The organism is Natrarchaeobius oligotrophus, from assembly GCF_003841465.1.
In the GTDB taxonomy this organism is placed as follows: Archaea; Halobacteriota; Halobacteria; order Halobacteriales; family Natrialbaceae; genus Natrarchaeobius; species Natrarchaeobius oligotrophus.
The window spans coordinates 1-17615 of record NZ_REFZ01000006.1; the positions used below are offsets into that span (position 1 = coordinate 1).

General features: G+C 65.0%; 11 protein-coding genes. 6 read left to right on the forward strand and 5 right to left on the reverse strand.

Annotated elements, in window-relative coordinates; genetic code table 11:
• Nucleotides 1-241 precede the first annotated feature (241 nt).
• The gene (locus tag EA472_RS09995; protein WP_124191374.1) at nucleotides 242-1360 is read right to left on the reverse strand and encodes a DUF354 domain-containing protein; all 1119 of its coding nucleotides are present in this window, start codon (nucleotides 1358-1360) and stop codon (nucleotides 242-244) included.
• Nucleotides 1361-1622: 262 nt separating this feature from the next.
• Here EA472_RS09995 and EA472_RS10000 point away from each other — a divergent pair, with 262 nt between their 5' ends.
• The 3 genes from EA472_RS10000 (at nucleotide 1623) to EA472_RS10010 (ending at nucleotide 5458) form a co-directional block, all read left to right on the forward strand.
• Nucleotides 1623-2894 carry an antibiotic ABC transporter permease gene (locus tag EA472_RS10000; protein WP_124191375.1) on the forward strand — a complete coding sequence of 424 codons (1272 nt, stop codon included), beginning with the start codon at nucleotides 1623-1625 and terminating at the stop codon, nucleotides 2892-2894.
• Between the two features lie 89 nt (nucleotides 2895-2983).
• The gene (locus EA472_RS10005; protein ID WP_124191376.1) at nucleotides 2984-4000 is read left to right on the forward strand and encodes a GNAT family N-acetyltransferase; all 1017 of its coding nucleotides are present in this window, start codon (nucleotides 2984-2986) and stop codon (nucleotides 3998-4000) included.
• A gap of 90 nt (nucleotides 4001-4090) precedes the next feature.
• Nucleotides 4091-5458 carry a sulfatase gene (locus EA472_RS10010; RefSeq protein ID WP_124191377.1) on the forward strand — a complete coding sequence of 456 codons (1368 nt, stop codon included), beginning with the start codon at nucleotides 4091-4093 and terminating at the stop codon, nucleotides 5456-5458.
• Between the two features lie 242 nt (nucleotides 5459-5700).
• On the opposite strand, the gene EA472_RS10015 is transcribed toward EA472_RS10010, so the two are convergent.
• Nucleotides 5701-6933, reverse strand: a complete 1233-nt coding sequence (locus EA472_RS10015; protein WP_124191378.1) for a glycosyltransferase family 4 protein — start codon at nucleotides 6931-6933, stop codon at nucleotides 5701-5703.
• Nucleotides 6934-7306: 373 nt separating this feature from the next.
• Here EA472_RS10015 and EA472_RS10020 point away from each other — a divergent pair, with 373 nt between their 5' ends.
• A complete protein-coding gene (locus tag EA472_RS10020; protein WP_124191379.1) occupies nucleotides 7307-8410 on the forward strand; it encodes a Gfo/Idh/MocA family protein in 1104 nt (367 codons plus the stop codon).
• 213 nt (nucleotides 8411-8623) lie between these two features.
• Nucleotides 8624-10087 (forward strand): flippase, encoded by a 1464-nt coding sequence (locus EA472_RS10025; protein ID WP_124191380.1) that lies wholly within the window; start codon nucleotides 8624-8626, stop codon nucleotides 10085-10087.
• An 88-nt stretch (nucleotides 10088-10175) separates the two neighbouring features.
• Here the strand turns inward: EA472_RS10025 and EA472_RS10030 are convergent, their stop codons facing one another.
• Complete coding sequence (locus EA472_RS10030) at nucleotides 10176-12419, reverse strand: right-handed parallel beta-helix repeat-containing protein (RefSeq protein ID WP_124191381.1); 2244 nt, start codon at nucleotides 12417-12419, stop codon at nucleotides 10176-10178.
• Nucleotides 12420-12809: 390 nt separating this feature from the next.
• On the opposite strand from EA472_RS10030, the gene EA472_RS10035 reads away from it, so the two are divergent.
• A complete protein-coding gene (locus EA472_RS10035; protein ID WP_243637823.1) occupies nucleotides 12810-14045 on the forward strand; it encodes a glycosyl hydrolase in 1236 nt (411 codons plus the stop codon).
• Nucleotides 14046-14170: 125 nt separating this feature from the next.
• Here the strand turns inward: EA472_RS10035 and EA472_RS10040 are convergent, their stop codons facing one another.
• Together EA472_RS10040 and EA472_RS10045 are read right to left on the reverse strand one after the other, a co-directional pair.
• Nucleotides 14171-15979, reverse strand: a complete 1809-nt coding sequence (locus EA472_RS10040; RefSeq protein WP_124191382.1) for an MFS transporter — start codon at nucleotides 15977-15979, stop codon at nucleotides 14171-14173.
• Nucleotides 15980-16181: 202 nt separating this feature from the next.
• Nucleotides 16182-17219, reverse strand: coding sequence for a DUF1616 domain-containing protein (locus tag EA472_RS10045; RefSeq protein WP_124191383.1), 1038 nt, complete (start codon nucleotides 17217-17219; stop codon nucleotides 16182-16184).
• Between the last annotated feature and the right edge of the window lie 396 nt (nucleotides 17220-17615).

The window sequence follows — 17615 nt, forward strand, 5'->3', positions numbered from 1 at the left end:
GAATGGAACGGGCAAACTCGCTCTCGCATTCGCGAACAGAGTGAGCGATTCACCGCCGGAGCGGGGTGAAACCCCGCGACGGCGGCCTTTTGGCATCAACGGGTTTTGCCGGGGGTTGAGGCTGGCGTCGCAGACGCCAGCCGATGCCTCCGGTAAAAGAGGTTGCTGTATTCATCGCCGCATATCTATCAGTCTCTGAGGAGTACTGGAGAAAAACTACGGATAGTTCCGGTAATCCCTATCAGTCGCTTCCGAGCCCGACAGATCGCGAGGGCTCCGCGGCGACCGCGCCGTCGAACTGGCGGACGGACTCGAGGTCGTCGACGCGGCCGTCGGCGGTGGCGACGTCGACGATCACCTCGGTCAGGTTCGCCTTGTCGGAGAGGAACTCGTCCCGTCGTCGACGCCACGTCTCGTCGACGTCGTCCCGTGCGAGCACCGACGTCGATCGCTCGACGATCTCGTCGGTCGAGGCGACGTTGTGGATCAGTCCCTGATTCTCGAGTTCGACGAAGTTCCCCATGTCGTCGTCGCCGACGAACGAGTTCGAGCGGATCGCCGGCGTCCCCAACATCGCCGCCTCGGTGACCATCGTCTGCGTGTCCGCGACCAGGAGCCTGGCCTGGGAGAGCGCGTCGTGCATCAGCGCGGGGTGGAGGTCGAACGGGCGGGCGGGAAGCCCCTCGAGGTCGGTCTCGCCGCTCTCGTCGGAGACGAGGACGGTCGCGTGGTCTGCGAGTCGCTCGACGATTCGGCGGCGGTCGGCCTCGCCGATGCCGCGCTTGCCGACGTCGTGCTGTGAGCCGAAGGCGTTGAGCCGGAGGATGGCGTAGGGCTCGTCCGAGCCGACGCCCAGCCGATCCCGAATCGACGGATTCGGCTCGTACACGTCCGGGTGGAGGTAGGCGCACTCCTTGACGCCGGGGAAGACGTAGTGGCGCTCGCCGAGATCCTTCCGGAACGTATTCGGCGTGAGTACGGCGCGAGCGAACGGCGTGGAGACCGTGTGATCGAACGAGGCCGGCTCGGAGTCGATGAGCAACACCGTCGGCGTCGCGATCACCGCGCCGGTGTGGGCGGCGTAGCCGCCCATTCCGAAGACGAGGTCCGGATCGAACCGGTGGGCGGACCGGATCGCGCGGACGTAGTGGGCGGGGAGGCGACTCAACAGCGACCCCTTCGTCGTTCCACAGCGACCGTACACCTCGTAGGGGAGGTCGTACCACTCGAGAAGATCGACCGTGCACGTGTAATCCCGAGCGAGAACGAGCACGTCGTGTCCCCGTTCGTCGAGCCGTCGGACGGCGTGTTTGTACAGATGGACGTGGGCTGGCGTGTTGGTAAAAAACAGGTATCTCATTCTGGAGGTCACCGTATCCTGACCGAACTGTGTCAGGCGGACTCGGTTTGTTATCTAGCTCATACCCGGCGGAACGCACGCCCAGAACTGACTCAGCGCGCCGATAACGGATTCGCGGCGACGGACGGTCGACGCTCGGCGATCCGACGAGAACGATCGATCCGTTCGCGAGGGGCCGACGACGCACGGATTTGCCGTCGTTCCGTCCGCCGGCGAGTAGCGAGCGTATAATAATGTGGATATATTCCCTGCTCTCGGTCGGATGCAGTCACACGACGTTCCAGCTGCCGACGCGGCGACCGCGACGTCAGTACCGTACGGGGAGATCGATCGGTATCACTCGGTCCTCGACTCGACGCTCGAGTACGCCCGTCGTCGCGAGTACGCCGGCCCGGACTACGGCGACGGAATGAGCAGTCAGCTCCTCCAGTCGTTACCGTTCGAACACAGGCTCGTCAACCTCGTCGTCCAGGAAGTCGTCAAGCGTGCGCCGGTGGACGTCAGGCCGCTGTTCCGGGTCGAACACCGGCGAAACTACAAGGGGGCGGCGCTGTTTTCGATGGCCAACCTCAACTACCACGAACTGGCCTGTCGACGGGGCGAGCGGGGGAACCTCGCGTTCGATCCGGTCGCGGAGGCGACCGGCCTCGCGGACTGGCTGCTCGAGGAACGGCTCACGGCCTACAGTGGCTTCTGTGGCGGTCACCGCCACGAGATACAGCACCTGCACACGAAGGGCGAGCCGAGCGATCCGGACATCGTCTCGACGGCGTACGCGGTCAGAGCCCTCCTCCGGGCGGCGGAGTTCGACGAGCGTTACGCCGAAATCGCCAGGACCGCGTCCGACTTCCTGATCGAGGACCTGAACTACCGCGAAGTGCCGGAGGGTGCGAAGGTCGACTACCACCTGAACCATCCAGACGACTCGTACACGCTCAACGCCGCCGCGCTCGGAGCCGGCATGCTCGTCGACCTCTACGAGCACGCCGGCGACGACGACCTCGTCGAGCGCGCGACGAAGATCCTCGATCACGTCGCCGCCCACCAGACCGACGTCGGCGGCTGGCCGTATCGAATTCCCGCCTCCGCCTCCCACCTCTCGATGGACAGCCACCACAACGGATTCATCATCGAGGCCTTCCAGCGATACCGCGACGTCGTCGACGAGGATCGCTACGCCGACACGCTCGAGACCGCCCTCGAGTTCTACCGGGACGAACTGTTCGAACTCGACGGCGCGCCGAACTTCGACGAGGCGAACGCTTACCCCCGCGACATTCACGCGAGCACCCAGGGAATACTCGTGTTTACCCGCGAGGGCGACCTCGAGTTCGCGGACCGAATCCTCCGGTGGGTGCTCGCGAACCTCCAGGTCGAGGAGGGACGGTTCTACTACCGGAAGTACCGACACCACACCAAACGGGTGACGTTGATGCGCTGGTGTCAGGGATGGATGTCGTACGCGATGTCGGAGTTTCTCCTCGCGGTCGACGACGCGAACTCGCGCGTGCCGTCGCCGGTACCGACCCGTTGAGAGCAACCTGTGCGATTCTGTGACTCTCTTCGCTCGTTTACCGACCGGATAACAAGGTCCGTCGCGGTTCCATCACGGGCTAGATCTCAATGGACGTCACTCGAATCGACCTCGCGGACTGGCGCGACGCCCTCCCGGCGACCGGCTACGAACTCTTTCACGATCCCGACGCCCTCTCCGTCCTCGACGATCACACGGACGCCGAACTCCGGCTGTACGGCGCGTACAAGGGACAGCAGTCCGTTGGCCTCGTTCCCGTTTTCGTCGGTCGGCGATCGATCGGCAAAACCGCGTTTTCGCCGCCGGTTTCTCTCGGCGTGCCGCGGCTCGGACCGATTCTCGACCCGAACAGTCCGAAGCCCCGAAAGGCCGAACGGATCAACCGCGAACTGATCGGCGGCGTCGTCGACGACCTCGAGGTGGGGAGTCGATCGACGCTGTTTCGAATGACCTGTCCGATCGCCTACGACGATCCGCGGCCGTTCGTCTGGAACGACCTCGCGGTCGAACCGCAGTTTACGTACGTCGTCGACCTCGAGGGCTGCGACGACCTCGAGGACGTCATGGCGGGCTTCAGCAAGAGCCTGCGAAACGAGATGCGACGGTACGACGACCTCGACCTCTCGATCGAGACCGAGGGGATCGACGCCGCGCTCCGGATCTACGACGACGTCGTCGCCCAGTACGAGGAGTACGGCGACACCGCGCCCATGTCGCGGTCGTTCCTGCGCGACCTGCTCTCGAGGCTCGACGAGGACCGGTGGCGGGTCTACGTGGCCAGGACGCCCGACGGCCAGTACAAAAGCGGCATCATCTCGCTGTTCTCGCCGGATCTCGCCTACTACTGGCAGGGCGGCGTCACCGCCACCTACGAACACGTCAGCGTGAACAACCTCCTCCATCGACGCATCCTCGAGGACCTCGTCGCCGATCCCGCCCTCGAGTCGGTGGAGGGCTACGACCTCGTCGGCGCGAACACCGAACGGCTCTGTGAGTACAAGGGCAAGTTCAACGGCGAACTCAGGCCCTACTACGTGGCCGAGTCGTCGGGATTCGAGATGTCGATCGCAAAGTCGGCCTACCAGAAGTTCACGGGCATGAAGTGATCGACGGCCCGGCAAACCGAACGACGCGGACGATCCCCTTCGGGCGTTTAGTCGGGTTGTAACAAAGTCAGTCTTCGAGAAGATACGGGTATGTCGAACAGTCCCGACGTTCTGTTCCTGGTGCTCGATTCGCTCAGGAAAGACCGCGTCTCGACCTACGAGCACGACCGCGAGACGACGCCCGCACTCTCTACGCTCGCGACGTACGCCACGACGTACGAGAACGCCTTCACCCCGGCTCCGTGGACGCTCCCCTCCCACGCGTCGATGTTCACCGGGTCGTTTCCCTCCGAGCACGGGGTGACTAACGGCTTTTCCGACGGGATGGGCCAGCTTTCGGCGTCGCAGTCGACGCTCGCCGAAGAGCTCTCCGACGAGGGGTATCGCACCGCCGGCTTCTCGAACAACCCGTGGGTCGGCCGGCTATCCGGCCTGGATCGAGGATTCGACGAGTTCGTCGAGTGGGATCTCGAGATTTCGACCGAGACGGACGAGCGCTTGCACACTTCCCGAGAGGAGCTGTACTCGCGGTGTCACTCGATTCTGGGAAAGGGCGCTCGCCAGCCGGTGTTCGCGCTGAAGCGGCGCTTTTTCACCGACAGCCTCGTCGATCGAACGAAGCGATGGATCGAACGCGGAGTCGACTCCTCGGAGCCGACGTTCACGTTCGTGAACCTGATGGAAGCTCACAGTCCCTACTTCCCGCCCAGGGAGGCCTTGGAGGAGCTGGGACTCGAGGCCCCCGGGCCGCTCGAGCCCCGGATCCTCAACACGAAGCTGCTCGCGTACGTGATGGGAAAGGCGGACCTCGACGCAGACACCAGGCGGCGGGTCATGGAGTACTACGACGCGAGCGCCCGCTACCAGGATCGGAAAGTCGAGGAGGTGTTCGGGCTGTTACAGCGCGAGGGATGGTTCGAAGACACGCTCGTGATCGTCTGTGCCGACCACGGGAAGACGCTCGGGGACTACCCACGGGACGAGCACCCGCCGCATTACCTCCGGGACATCAACCTGAACGTTCCGCTGTGGATCAAGCGGCCGGGCCAGCGCGAGGGCGAAACGGTCGAAGAGCCGTTCGAACTGACGTCGCTGTTCGACGTCGTCCGCGACGGCGATGCTCCCTCCGATCGATACACGCGCGAGACGGCGATCGCAGAGGACTTCGTCCCCCACGCTGGGCGGAGCACGCCCGACGAAGTCGTTCGCTGGCGGATCGCCGCCGACCGGGAGTACAAGTACGTCCGAAACGACGCCGGATCCGAGTTCCTCTACGACCGCTCGAGCGATCGGCTGCTGTCGTCCGACGCCGATCGCTGCGACGAGTACGCCGACCGCCTCTCCGAGCGCGTTCGGCGATTCGGGGTCGATTCCGACGAGGACGAGGCCGGATCGCCGACGAATCGCGAGATCGATTCGGACGTCGAAGCTCAGCTGAAAGACCTCGGCTACATGTAGCACCGTCGCCGACGATCGTCCTCGATCGGCTCCCGGCTGCGACCGGGCGTAGCGAGTGGTTGCGACCGCCCACCCATCCCGTCGGTGCCGTCGCTCACTCTTCACTCTTCGATCGGTGTGAGAATCAGTCCTGGTTCGGTCGGTGCAGAATCAGTCCTCGGTCCGCGCTGTTCGGGGTTCTCGCCGAGTCCGCGTCGTTCGGGGTACTCGCTGAGTGCGTCCCCGATCCGCGAATCGCCGGGTCAGTCTCCGCGGTTCGCCCGACCGTCACTCGAGGCAGTCTCGACGTCCCGCTGACGTCTCCCGGTGTCGTTCCGATGGGAATCTGCGCCACCCCGGAGCGTCTCGAGCATCCGTCGCCAGTCGTCGCGCGCCGCCGCGTAGGAGTACTCGTCGCCGACGGCCGTCGCGTTACCCGCGAGTCGCTCCCGGAGCCGATCGTCGGTCACGAGTTCCTCGAGGGCGTCGGCGAACGCGGCGGGCGTTCGCCCTTCGACGACGAGCGCCGTCTCGCGGTGGCGAGCGACGTCGGGGACGGAGCCGACTCGCGAAACGACGCAGGCCGACCCCGTCGCCATCGCCTCGAGCAGCGTCAACGGGAGGGCGTCGCGCGAGGACGTCAGGACGAACGCGTCGGACTCGTAGTAGTACTCTCTCGGATCGTCGACCCAGCCGGGGAGGTCGACGCAGTCTGCGAGACCGGACGACGCGAGCGCTCGTTCGACCGCGTCGCGTTCGTCGCCGCTCCCGAGCATCGCCGCCCGAAACTCGAGTCCCCGGTCGGCGAGCACCGCGAGCGCAGCGACGAACAGCAGCGGATCTTTCTCTTCGCTGAACCGGCCGATCCAGAGGAAGTCGTACCGGCTTTCGACGGACCGTTCCGGCGGCGCGTACCGTTCCGTATCGATCGCGTTCGAGAGGATGCCGATCCGGTCGCCGTCGACCCCCATCTCGCGCAGCTGACGGCGGTGGACCGTGCCGGGGACGGACAGCGAGTCGAACCGTCGGAAGGCGACCCGGACCAGCGGGCCGTACCAGGCGACCGCGTGGACGTCGAGGTCCGCGCCGATGATCCCGAGGTGGGCTCGCGCACCGACGAACGGTCGCAACAGCAACGCGTAACAGCCGTAGGGGATCAGCGAGATGGAGACGATCGCGTCGTACTCGTTGCGGACACCCTCGACGAGTGCCGCGACGAACAGTAGCAGAATGCCGAGCGGCCGCCACCCGAGCGTCGGGACGGTCCGGTAGGCGATCGAGTCGACCGATTCGTTCGGCGTGAGACAGACCATCGTCGTCTCGCTCGCGACGTCCGCCAGCGGCCCGTAGTGGCGTTCGATCTTCGAAGGGTTGGGGTGATCCGCGACGATCAGCACCGACTCCGGTTCGGTCGCCTCCGGTCGCTCGTCGGACGACGAGACAGTCGACGTCGGTTGCGCTCGGTGTGCGGTCGCCCCCTTCGTGCCCGCGTTCATCGTTTGCGAACCGTCACCGCCGACTCGTTTTGTTAATCCGCTTCTATTTCGTCCGGTCGTCACGGTCCGACCGGGAACCGATCTCGAGACCGGACCGATCGTCGCCGCCTGCTGCCGTCGACGGAACCGACGCCGGCGGTTCGGGTCCGGAGAACGCACAGCGGAGCCCGACGAGCCTGCGATCGACGTCGGTCGGATCGGGTTCGACTCGAGAACGTCCGACGCCCGGTTTCGTTTTACTTCGTCGTCTGCCCGTCCTCGTCTCGACGGTCGCGTAAGGGTCCCGCTACCCGACGCACGTTCGGCCGTCCGATTCAGTGTCGAGAAGTAACAGGTCCAAAACTAATACTGTCACCGGTAACGGTGGAGCCACATGGTCGTTCAAACTGCAGTGGTCGGTGCGGGCACAGTCTCTCGCACCCACCTCTCCGGGATCAGAAAGAATCCGCGAGCGGAACTGATCGGCATCTGCGACACGAACGAAAGCGCCGCGAACGAACGGGCGAGGGAGTACGGAACCGTGGCCGTGACGGATCTCGATCGGCTCCTCGAGATGGAGCCCGACGCCGTCCACGTTTGCACGCCCGTCCAGACGCACTTTGACATCGCGAGCCAGGCGATCGAGAACGGCGTGGCCACGATCCTCGAGAAGCCGGCGACGGTAACCGTCGAGGAACTCGAAGGGCTCGAAGAGCTGGCCGAGTCCAACGACGTCCCGCTGACGGTCGTCCACAACCACCTCTTTTACCCGTCCGTCCGGCGGGCCCGCGAGCTGATCGACGCCGGCGAGCTCGGCGAGCTTCGGGGCGTGGACACGATCTTCGCGGGCATCACGCGACCCGACAGCGTCAAGCGCGGCTCGTGGGTGTTCGAGCTACCGGGCGGCGAGTTCGAGGAGGCGCTTCCCCACCCGATCTACTCGGCGCTCGGCATCAGCGGCTTCCCCGAGAGCAGAGACGACATCTCGGCACAGACGTCGTGCTCGCGGGAGTACGAGGGCGGGTTCAGCTACGATCAGGCCCAGGTTCAGTACACGACCGCGGACGGGACCCTGTGTACCGTGAAGATGCTTTCGGAGACGAAACCGCAGCGACTGCACATCGTCAACGGCTCGGAGCAGTCGCTGATCGTCGACGAGATCAACCAGTCGGTGTACCGCATCGAGGACGACTACACCGCCTCGCCCATCGCACGCTCGAAGAAGGGTCTCGACCTCTCGCTGTCGCAGCTCTCGAGCACCGTCGAGAACGCGACGATGATGCTCAGCTCGCGGATCGACGACGGCTGGGAGCGTGAGACGAAGCTGAACTCCCACTACGCCATCTTCGACCAGTTCGCGGCCGCGGTCGAGACCGGCTCCGACGTGCCGGTTCCGGTCCAACAGTCGAAGTGGACGATTTGCGCGATGGAAGAGATTCGCGACGCAGCCAGCCGCAACGCGTCCGACCGGGAAGACGTAATCACGATCGGTCACTGATACGGATTGCTGTGACGAGTTACCGGCGCACCCGCGACCCGGACGGCGGGTGTGCTGGTAATGACTCACAGTAAACCGTATGATACGGTCCGCTTTCGGTCACCGCCGGCGCGACCGAGACCCGTCCCCGACCGCGTCGGAACCCGCTGGGGCGGGCCGGACGAGCAAACGCGATGAATCGGGCCGGAACCGCCGTCCACTACTCTCACTCGAATGTCAATAGCAGATCGAATCGCGCGTGGAGTCAAAGCGACCCTGGGCGCGGACGTCGCGCGACTCGCCGCGAAGGGGGCGATCATCCTCTTGCTCACGCGCGTGTTCCTCGATCCGGACGAGTACGGGCTGGTATTCCTTGCGATCGCGGTGTTCTCGATCGCGGCGGTCGTCGGCTCGCTCGGGATTCCGAAATCGACGGGCAAGTTCCTCGCCGAGTACCGGGAGAAAGACGACGCCCAGGTACGCCACGTCGTTCGCATCTCTGCTCTCTCACTCGCGGTCGTCGTCGGCGTCGTCTGCGTCGCGTTTTTCCTCCTCAGCGACTGGATCGCGAACGTCTACGACGAGCCGGCGCTCGCGCCGCTTCTGGCCATCGGAACGGCGTTCGTTCTCGCGAAGGTCGCCTACGTCTACGTCCGAATCTCCTTTCAGGGGTTCGGACGGGTACCGCTGTCCGCCGCGACGACGGCCGTCTCGAGCGTCGGACAGCTCGGATTCATCGTCCTCTTTCTCTCGCTCGGGTTCGGGACGGTCGGCGCGGTCGGCGGCTACGTCGCCGGCTACGCTCTCGGCGTCGCGTTCGGAGCGGTCTTCATCGGCCGACTCCTCCGTGAGTATCCCGCCGCGGAATCCGCCGAACCCGGTCTCGCCCGCAGAATTCTCGAGTACAGCGTTCCGCTGACGGCCTCACAGGGTGGAAACTTGCTGTACAAGCGAATCGACACGCTGTTGATCGGCTTCTTTCTCACCCCGCTCGCGGTGGGGTTCTACGAACTGGCAAAGCAGATCTCGGAGTTCGTCATCGCGCCGGCGAACTCGCTCGGGTTCACGGTCGCGCCGACGTTCGGCGAGCACAAATCCGGCGCGCAGTTAGAGCGGGCCGCCCGCGTCTACGAACAGTCGTTCGAGTACATCCTGTTGCTGTACCTGCCGGCGGTGGCCGGAATCGTCCTGCTCGCACGGCCGGGGGTCGTGTTCGTCTTCGGCGAGGCGTACGGTGGCGCCGTGCCGATCCTTCAGGTCTTTTCGGCGTTCGTCCTCTTTCAGGCGCTCGATAAGATCACGAACGACAGTCTCGACTACCTCGGACGCGCCAAAGAGCGCGCGATCGGAAAAGGCGTAACCGGGACGTTGAACTTCGGTCTAAACCTCGCGTTGATCCCGACGATCGGGGCCGTCGGAGCCGCGATCTCGACGGCCGTCTGTTTCGGGCTCATGGTGACGTACAACGTCTACCTGATCGACCGCGAGTTACCGCTCGACCGGCTGCGAATGCTGAAGTCGATCGTCGCCGTGTCGGCCGTGACGGGCGGCATGACGGCCGCGGTCTACGTGACCGAGCCGTTCGTCGACGGACTCGTCACGCTGATCGGTGCCGTCGTCGTCGGCGTCCTCGTCTGGGCGGCGCTTTCGATCGCCGGCGGGCTGCTCGACGTCGACGAGGTTCGATCGCACATCTGATGGGAGCTCGCCGTGCGCGGCTCGCTTCCTCGAGCCGGCGTTCGACCGGAACGTCGGATCGAGTGCGAGGGGTGGCTGGACTCGTCGATCAGAGCGACAGTCGGCTCGGATCGACGGAGACGCCGTTGACGTGGACGGTCGCGCTCTCGTCGACTTCGAGTTCCGTCAGGCGACCGGAGAATCGGAAGCCGTCCTTGCCGCCGCGGACCCAGCCTTCGATCACGTCGTCGTCGACGAACTCGCCGCCGGTGCCGTACTCGGAGTGGTACTCGCTGCGTTCGATCTCGCCGGTGACGGCGAAGCGGTACTCCGAGATCTCTCGACCGCCCTCGCCGTCGAAGACGACCGAGTTCAGGAGCGGTTCGTCGGACCCGCTTTCGTCGTCATCGTCGCTCCCGTTCTGGCCGTCGTCGCCGACGTCGTCCGGATCGATCCGCTCGCCGTCGAGGTAGACCGCCGCGTCGCCGTCGACCTCGAGTTCGAGCAGATCGCCCTCGATGCGGAAGCCGTCGACGCCCCCGCGGACCCAGCCTTCGATCACGTCGTCGTCGACGAACTCGCCGCCGGTGCCGTACTCGGAGAGCTCCTCGCTGCGTTCGATCTCGCCGTCGGCGACGAATCGGTACTCCGAAATCTCCTGGCCGCCCTCGCCGTCGAAGACGAGGTCCGACGGCGAATCGTTCTCATTTCCCTCTTCGTCCTCGTTACCGTACTCGTCGGGATCGACTTCGATTCCGTTCACGCGAACGATCGCGTCGCCGTCGAGTTCGACGTCCGCCAGCTCGCCCTCGAAGCGGAAGCCGTCGACGCCCCCGCGGACCCAGCCTTCGACCACGTCGTCGTCGACGAACTCGCCGCCGGTGCCGTACTCGGAGTGGTACTCGCTGCGTTCGATCTCGCCGTCGACGGCGAAGCGGTACTCCGATATCTCCTGGCTTCCGTCGCCGTCGAAGACGATCGTGTTCGGGAGTTCGTTCTCGTCTTCGTCCTCGTCGTCTTCCGACTGTCCGTCGTCGTCGCTGTCGTCGAACGAGGGGTTCGGATAGTCGTGGGCTCGGTCCCAGTCGAACTCGAGGTCGTCGCGGTCGGCCGACGCCGCGCCGTTCGAGAGGCCGGGACTGACCGAGATGTTGCGGACGGTGCCGTAGTTACTCGAACTGCCGCCGAGCGCGGACGCACCCGAGTCGTTCTCCGTATCGAAGATGCAGTCGCTGACGTCGACCGTGGTGCGTCGTTGGATGCCGACGCCGGGGACGTTCGACTGATCGAGCAGGAACTGACAGTTTTCGACCGTCAGGCGTCGGTTATCGAACATCCTGACCGCGCCGGTCGCGTTCGAGACGTCGCGGTAGATGAACGAACAGTCCTCGACGGTCCCGCCGTCCGACGCGCGCTCGCGACGGTCGGCCATGATCCCGGACGCGTTCGTCACCCCCCGACCGGGGTAGCTCGAGGTGGTTCCGTCGAGCGAGAAGTCGCCGTAGAAGGTGCAGTTGCGGACGACCTCGTTGTCGCCGCCGAGGCGGATGCTCGAGGGGCTGTTGTTCGCGAAGACGCAGTTTTCGACGAGCATCTCGCCGGGCATTCGCGTGTAGATGGCGTTGTTCGGGAATCCGGAGAACACCGAGTTGCGGACCGTGAGCCGGCCGGACCGGGAACACCAGACGCCGACGCGGCTGTGGCCGCCGTTGTACTGCGCGATGTTGCCGTTGTTGTGGATCGTGATCCCGTCGAGTTCGACGTGACCGTTCGACGACCCCGCGCCGACGGCGAACGCGCGCGTGTGTGCGACGTCCCACGTGCGCGGTCCGTCGTTAGCGATGTGAATGTCACGGATCGACGCCACGGTGTCGACGATACACCGCATTCCGACTCCCGGTCGGCCGTCGGAGTCGAACGTCAGGTTCTCGACGAGGACGTTGTCGCCGGTCACGTTCAACAGGAACTCCTGGCGACCGTTCGTTCCCCAGCTGCTGGGGATCATGATCGTCACGTCGCCGTCGCCGCGGATTCCCCAGTTTCGTCGCGAGAACGAGACGCGGGAGTTCCACTTGTACGTCCCTTCCGGAACGACGAGAAGTTCGCCGTTGCTCGAGTTCGAAACGTGCGAGGAGAGGTCGTCGCCGTCGGAGACGTCGAGGGTTCGCTCGGACATCGCGCTCGGGTCGGCCGCCTCGGGTTCCGACCGCGAACTCTGGGCCGTGGCGACGCCGGTCGTCGCCAGTGCCGCAGCGGCCGTCGTCCCGGTCCACTTCAGGAGGGATCGTCGGTCGAGTAGGCGGTCGTTACCGTGCTGTCCGTCGTCATCGGGTACCGATTGGTCGCGTGCCATGCCATCGAGTAATTCAAGCATACCGGTATAAACTTTCTGTTAAAAGAGTGCTAATTTTTCCTGAATGTAATTGGTACGTGAAGAGAAACCACGAAAGTTTATACTATTACTACTGAAAAATGAACGTTCTCAAAATTGTGATTGTCGGAATGGTCGCCGCCGTCTCGTGATTTTCGACCGTCGAGAGAACCGTCACGTCGAATGATATCGATTTGCAGTACGTATCGGTCGGTGACCGATCAGCAATCCGGACGAAGGAGATTTATTACAATGATTTCATTAACCGTCAGTGAATGCTGATTCTACGACTTCTCTGACGCTCAGGCGATGGATTACAAAGCGCCAATCGAGCGTCGAAACCGCACGAACTGAAACCCGCTTTCTCGACCAATGAAACTACAGACGATTCACGACGGGCGAGTGCTCGCGACGTCGGGGCGATCGATCCGTCTCGAGTTCGACCGCGTTCGCGAACCGACCGACGACCGACGAGCCGACGGCGGCCTCGAGATCGAGCGCACGCTCGGGCCCGGGACCGACGGCGGATCCGACGACGGCCCGCCGGCCGACTGGATCGCTGCGACCGGACCGCTCCGCGAGGAGCGGAGTCGGCGGCTTCCCGTTCCGGCGTCCGCGGGGATCGGCTACCGACTGAAAACGACGCCGCCGTTTCGGTCGCTGGTGACCGCGGCCACCGGTCGGTTTCCGGCCGTGAACGTCTGGTCGATCGACGACGACGCGCTGCTCGCGAGCGCGGACCGATGGCTGTTCCACTCGGACGACGGCGGCCGTCGCTGGGACATCGTCGAGACGCTCCCGGATTCGTCGGCACCGATGGGCGTCCTCCCGAGTGCCGTCTGTCCGAACGACGGGTCGGTCTACCTCGGCGAGTACCCCCTCGACGGCGACGCGACGCCGCGAGTGCTCGAGTCCGCCGACGGTCGAACCTGGTCGACCGCCGTCGAACTCGAGGGCGTTCGCCACGTTCACTCCGTTCGGACGGACCCCTACACTGGCGAGCTGTGGGTGACGACCGGCGACGCGGACTCGGAGTGTGCGATCGGACGACTGCGCGACGGGACGTTCTCGGTCGTCGGCGGCGGCGACCAGTCCTGGCGGGCGGTCGAGCTCGCGTTCACACCGGACGCGGTCCTCTGGGGCGTCGACAGCGTCTACACCGAGCGAAAGGCGATCCGAAAGCTCCCGCGCGACCGATTCGGCGACGCCGATCCGACACCCGAGACCGTCCACGACGTCTCGAGTTCGGTGTACTACGCCGAGACGATCACGGTCGACGGGGAGCTGTGGGTGCTCTTTTCGACGGCGATGGAAGCGGGCGCGGACAGCACCGGTCCGGAGAGCCAGTCGGTTCACTCGGATCGGGCGGCCGTCGTCGCGGCCTCGTCCGCGTCCAACTTCACCGACTGGCACGAACTCCTCGCGTACCGGAAGCGAACTGTGCCGGCCGATCGGCTGAACCCTCGGGGGCTCGTTCCGAAGGCGAACGCCTACGTCTACCTCGAGAGCGATCCGTCCAGGGGCGTGTTCGTAAACCCCTACAACACGGACCGAGACGACGGCGCGATCCGATTCATTCCGAAGCGCGCGTTCGCGTCTTTCTCCTGAGTTCGTTCATCCACTCTTCGACAACCGGATCGTCCCGACCGTCCGCGAAAAGATCGGTTCACCGCGTTCCGACCGTCGTTCGAAACCCGACCAGCTCTTTCACCCGTCGGTCGACCGGGGTGCGGTCACGCCCGGACGCGGTAGGTCGTCACTTCTCCGTTGGCGTGGACGCGATCGACGTCCGAGTGCGATTCGATCGAGTCGAAGTCGCCCTCGCTGTAGTGGAGTCCCTGGTACGCACCCACCTCGCGGTCGTAATCGAGCTGGGAGACGACGAGGTATCGATCGGTTCCGTAGAACTCCGCCGGTCCCTCGTCGAACGTTTCGGGAGTAATTGTCGCGTGCGCACCCGTACGCGTCTCCGCGGCGTAGATCGCGTCCGCGTACCGGTTCGGCGCAGCGCCGAAGCCGGCGAAGTCGACGCCGTCCTCTGCCGACTCGAACGACGTCTCGTAGCCGTGCATCTGGGCCTGCGAGACGTGCTGTGACTGGCTGTAGACGTACGGCGACGCGAACACGGTTGCGAGCGACAGTACGAGCAACACGGCGAGGACGGCGACGGCGACGGTCCGAACCGACCTCGACGACAGCCGCGCGGAAAGCGACAGGATCGCCTCGTGGAGCGCGAGCGAGCCGAGGATCACACCGAAGACCATCATCAGCCCGAACACCCGGAAGTACATCTCGTTGGTGACGCTCACGAAGTAGACGACGAACAGCGCGCCGAGGCCGAAGAGACCGGCGGCCAGATACAGCGTCACGGCCGGAACGTCGGGGTATCGATGCGGACGCCCCGTCAACAGGACGGCGAGAACGAGGACGGTCGCGAGCGCCGTGACGACGAGGTGCGGGAAAAAGAGCTTGAAGAAGATTTCGCCCAGGCTCGCTCCGATCGCCGCCAGGGAGCCGCCCTGTGCCGTGATCGACGCGCCGGCCTCGCCACTGCCGGTCAACAGGTACGCGAGCGCGGACGAGAACGCCCGTTCGACGAACCCCGAAAAGAAGCCGTGGTTGGCCGACCAGAACGCGAACGCACCGATCAGAAACGCGGTCATCCCGTACAGGCGGCGGTGGCCGGCCATCCGTCGAACGACGGCCGTCCTCGAGACGAACGGTATTCGGGGAAACAGAAACTGCATGGCACAGATCGCGAGACAGACGACCAGGACGTGCGCCACGTACTGCGGATGGTAGACGACCGCGGCCGCGGCCGTGAGCGCGAACGCGAACGCGAGTGCGCCCGACGCGTCGTCGGCGGTGACGTACTTCACCAGCAGGTAGACGAACAGCGCGAACAGCAGGATCGTCTGCGTCATCGCGTGTGGTTGCATGAACGTCGCGATGGTCGTCACCGGCAGGAGCAAGAACGCGCCGAAAGCCGCGATTACCACGGCCAGCGGATCGGGTGCGATCGTTCCGACGGTCAGCGGAACGAAGATCACGAACGCGACCGTCGAGAGCAACACGACGAGCAACAGCGCGTGTGAGATCGGAATTCCCACGACCGCGGTGATGAACGTCGATACCGTGTGTATCCCCGGATACAACAAACTGAACGGGGAGATCGATCCGTCGGCGATTCCTCGCGCCCAGCCGAAATGCGTCAGGGCGTCGTGGTGGCCGAAGAAGTGATAGCCGCGAACGATCGGGAGTCCGGCGACGATGGTGACGACCAGCCCGCCGAGAACTAGGGCGAACGGCCGGTTCCCCCAGCCGTCGATCGACGACGGCGCGAGAGCGACGGCGAGCGAAACGAACAGCGCCACGCCGAGTGCCGCCCAGACCGGAGACGGCGTCATCGAGTAAATCGACAGTTCGTAGCCTGTCGCGGGCGTGGAGTGGGCGACGAAAACGCCCACGGCGAGCGCGACGAATCCCATCGAGAGGGCTAGCTTCCGAAACGGCTCGGCGGCCGCGGCGTGATGAAATGACATTCGAAGCTGCTGCGTCCGTTTTCGGATAACGGACCTTGTTATTCACCGATTGCTGATGGTAAGCAACGAGATACCGTCTTCACCGACGACAATCTCGCCGATCACGTCGGTCACAGAATCGTCCGACAGCGTCGCGGATCGCGCGATCCGAGCGGAAAACGCGGCGAAAACACGAACCAGTTCCCCCCCGGGTCGCCGTCGGTCACTCCTCGACGTCCGCGTCGTCGACGACTTCGGTCCAGAAGTAGCCGTATCGGTAGGCGTTATCGGTCGTCGGCGTGTCGGGGACGTCGTCACCCTCGTACAGCAACACCGCGATCCGGACGTCGCCGTCCTCGGCGACCGGTTCGACGTCGTGGTCGCCGTGGGCGGTCTCGCCGGCGCTCACCGCGTACTCACCCCGATCGAGTTCGGTTCGCTCGATGACGTCGCCGTCGCTCAGCCACTGTTCCTGGACGACGACGGTGTACTCGGCGTCCGTGCCCTCGTGGTTTCCGACGGCGGCCGTGAGCGGGATCGACGCGCCGGACTCGATTTCGTCCGGATGGGCGGTGACGAGCTCGCCCGCGTCGTCTTCCGTGAGAATCTCGAGGCTCGTGTACTGTTCGCCCTGCTGTGGTGCGACCAGGGCGTAGCCGACGGACGTCAGCGCGATCAGCATGCTCGCCACGAGGAGGACGTTGACCGCGGTGTGAACCGTCGTCCGAGCGCCGACGATCGACGCGTATGCGGTGTCGAGGCTTCGAAGCAGGCTGAACCGGTACCGATCTTCGACGGGGACGCGCGACCGCCTGATCGCCGCGATCCAGACCGCGACGAGAGCGTATCCGGCGATCACCGCGACGACGACGGACGTGGAGAACCCCCACGACGCGGCGGCGATGGCCAGCCCGAGAAGCGGCAGGACCGCGAAACTCAGCCCGAACGCGAGCGCGACGCGTTCGATCGGGCTCACGCCGCCGCCTCTCAGCGGGAGCGTCGTGACGGATTCGCGGTGGGCGTGAGCGCGGGGAAACAGCGCTGCGACCGTCGCGTAGCCGGGAACCAGAAAGAGAAACGGGAATCCGATCCCGGCCCGAATCAGCGGGTTCGAGACGTCGACGATGGTCAGCAGGACGACTGCGAGGGTGACGAATCCGATGACGCCGACCAGGTCGGTCGGCAGCTGTGCGGCGAGGTGTTTACTTCCCTGTCGGACGGTCGTGTACGGCCGAAACGTTGAGGTCGAGCGGTCTTTCATCTATTCGGTAGGTATCGGCTGCTCGAGGGGTCCGGGCATAGTTACTCGTCGCATAACCGACGTTTCGGCGAACTCGAGGCGGTTTCCGCCGAAACGACCGAGGCCGTACGATCGACGAGCCCACGCACGCGGCGTTCTATGCGGCGATTTTTGACGCGGCGTCGCGTTCGCCGGCGATTCTCGAGACACCTCGATGTCTTCTCCCGCGATTCTCGAGCCACTTCGGCGTTTTCACCCGCGATTCCCGAACCGCGTTGGCAGGTGCTCGAGCCGGTCGTTTCGCCGGCCGACGAACCGAGCGTCGGCTGACGGACCGTTCCGTCCGACGAAACGGCTCCCGTCCCGCCGGAGCGGCGTGAACCGTCCGAATCGGGCCACCGACGGGCGGAAACAGGG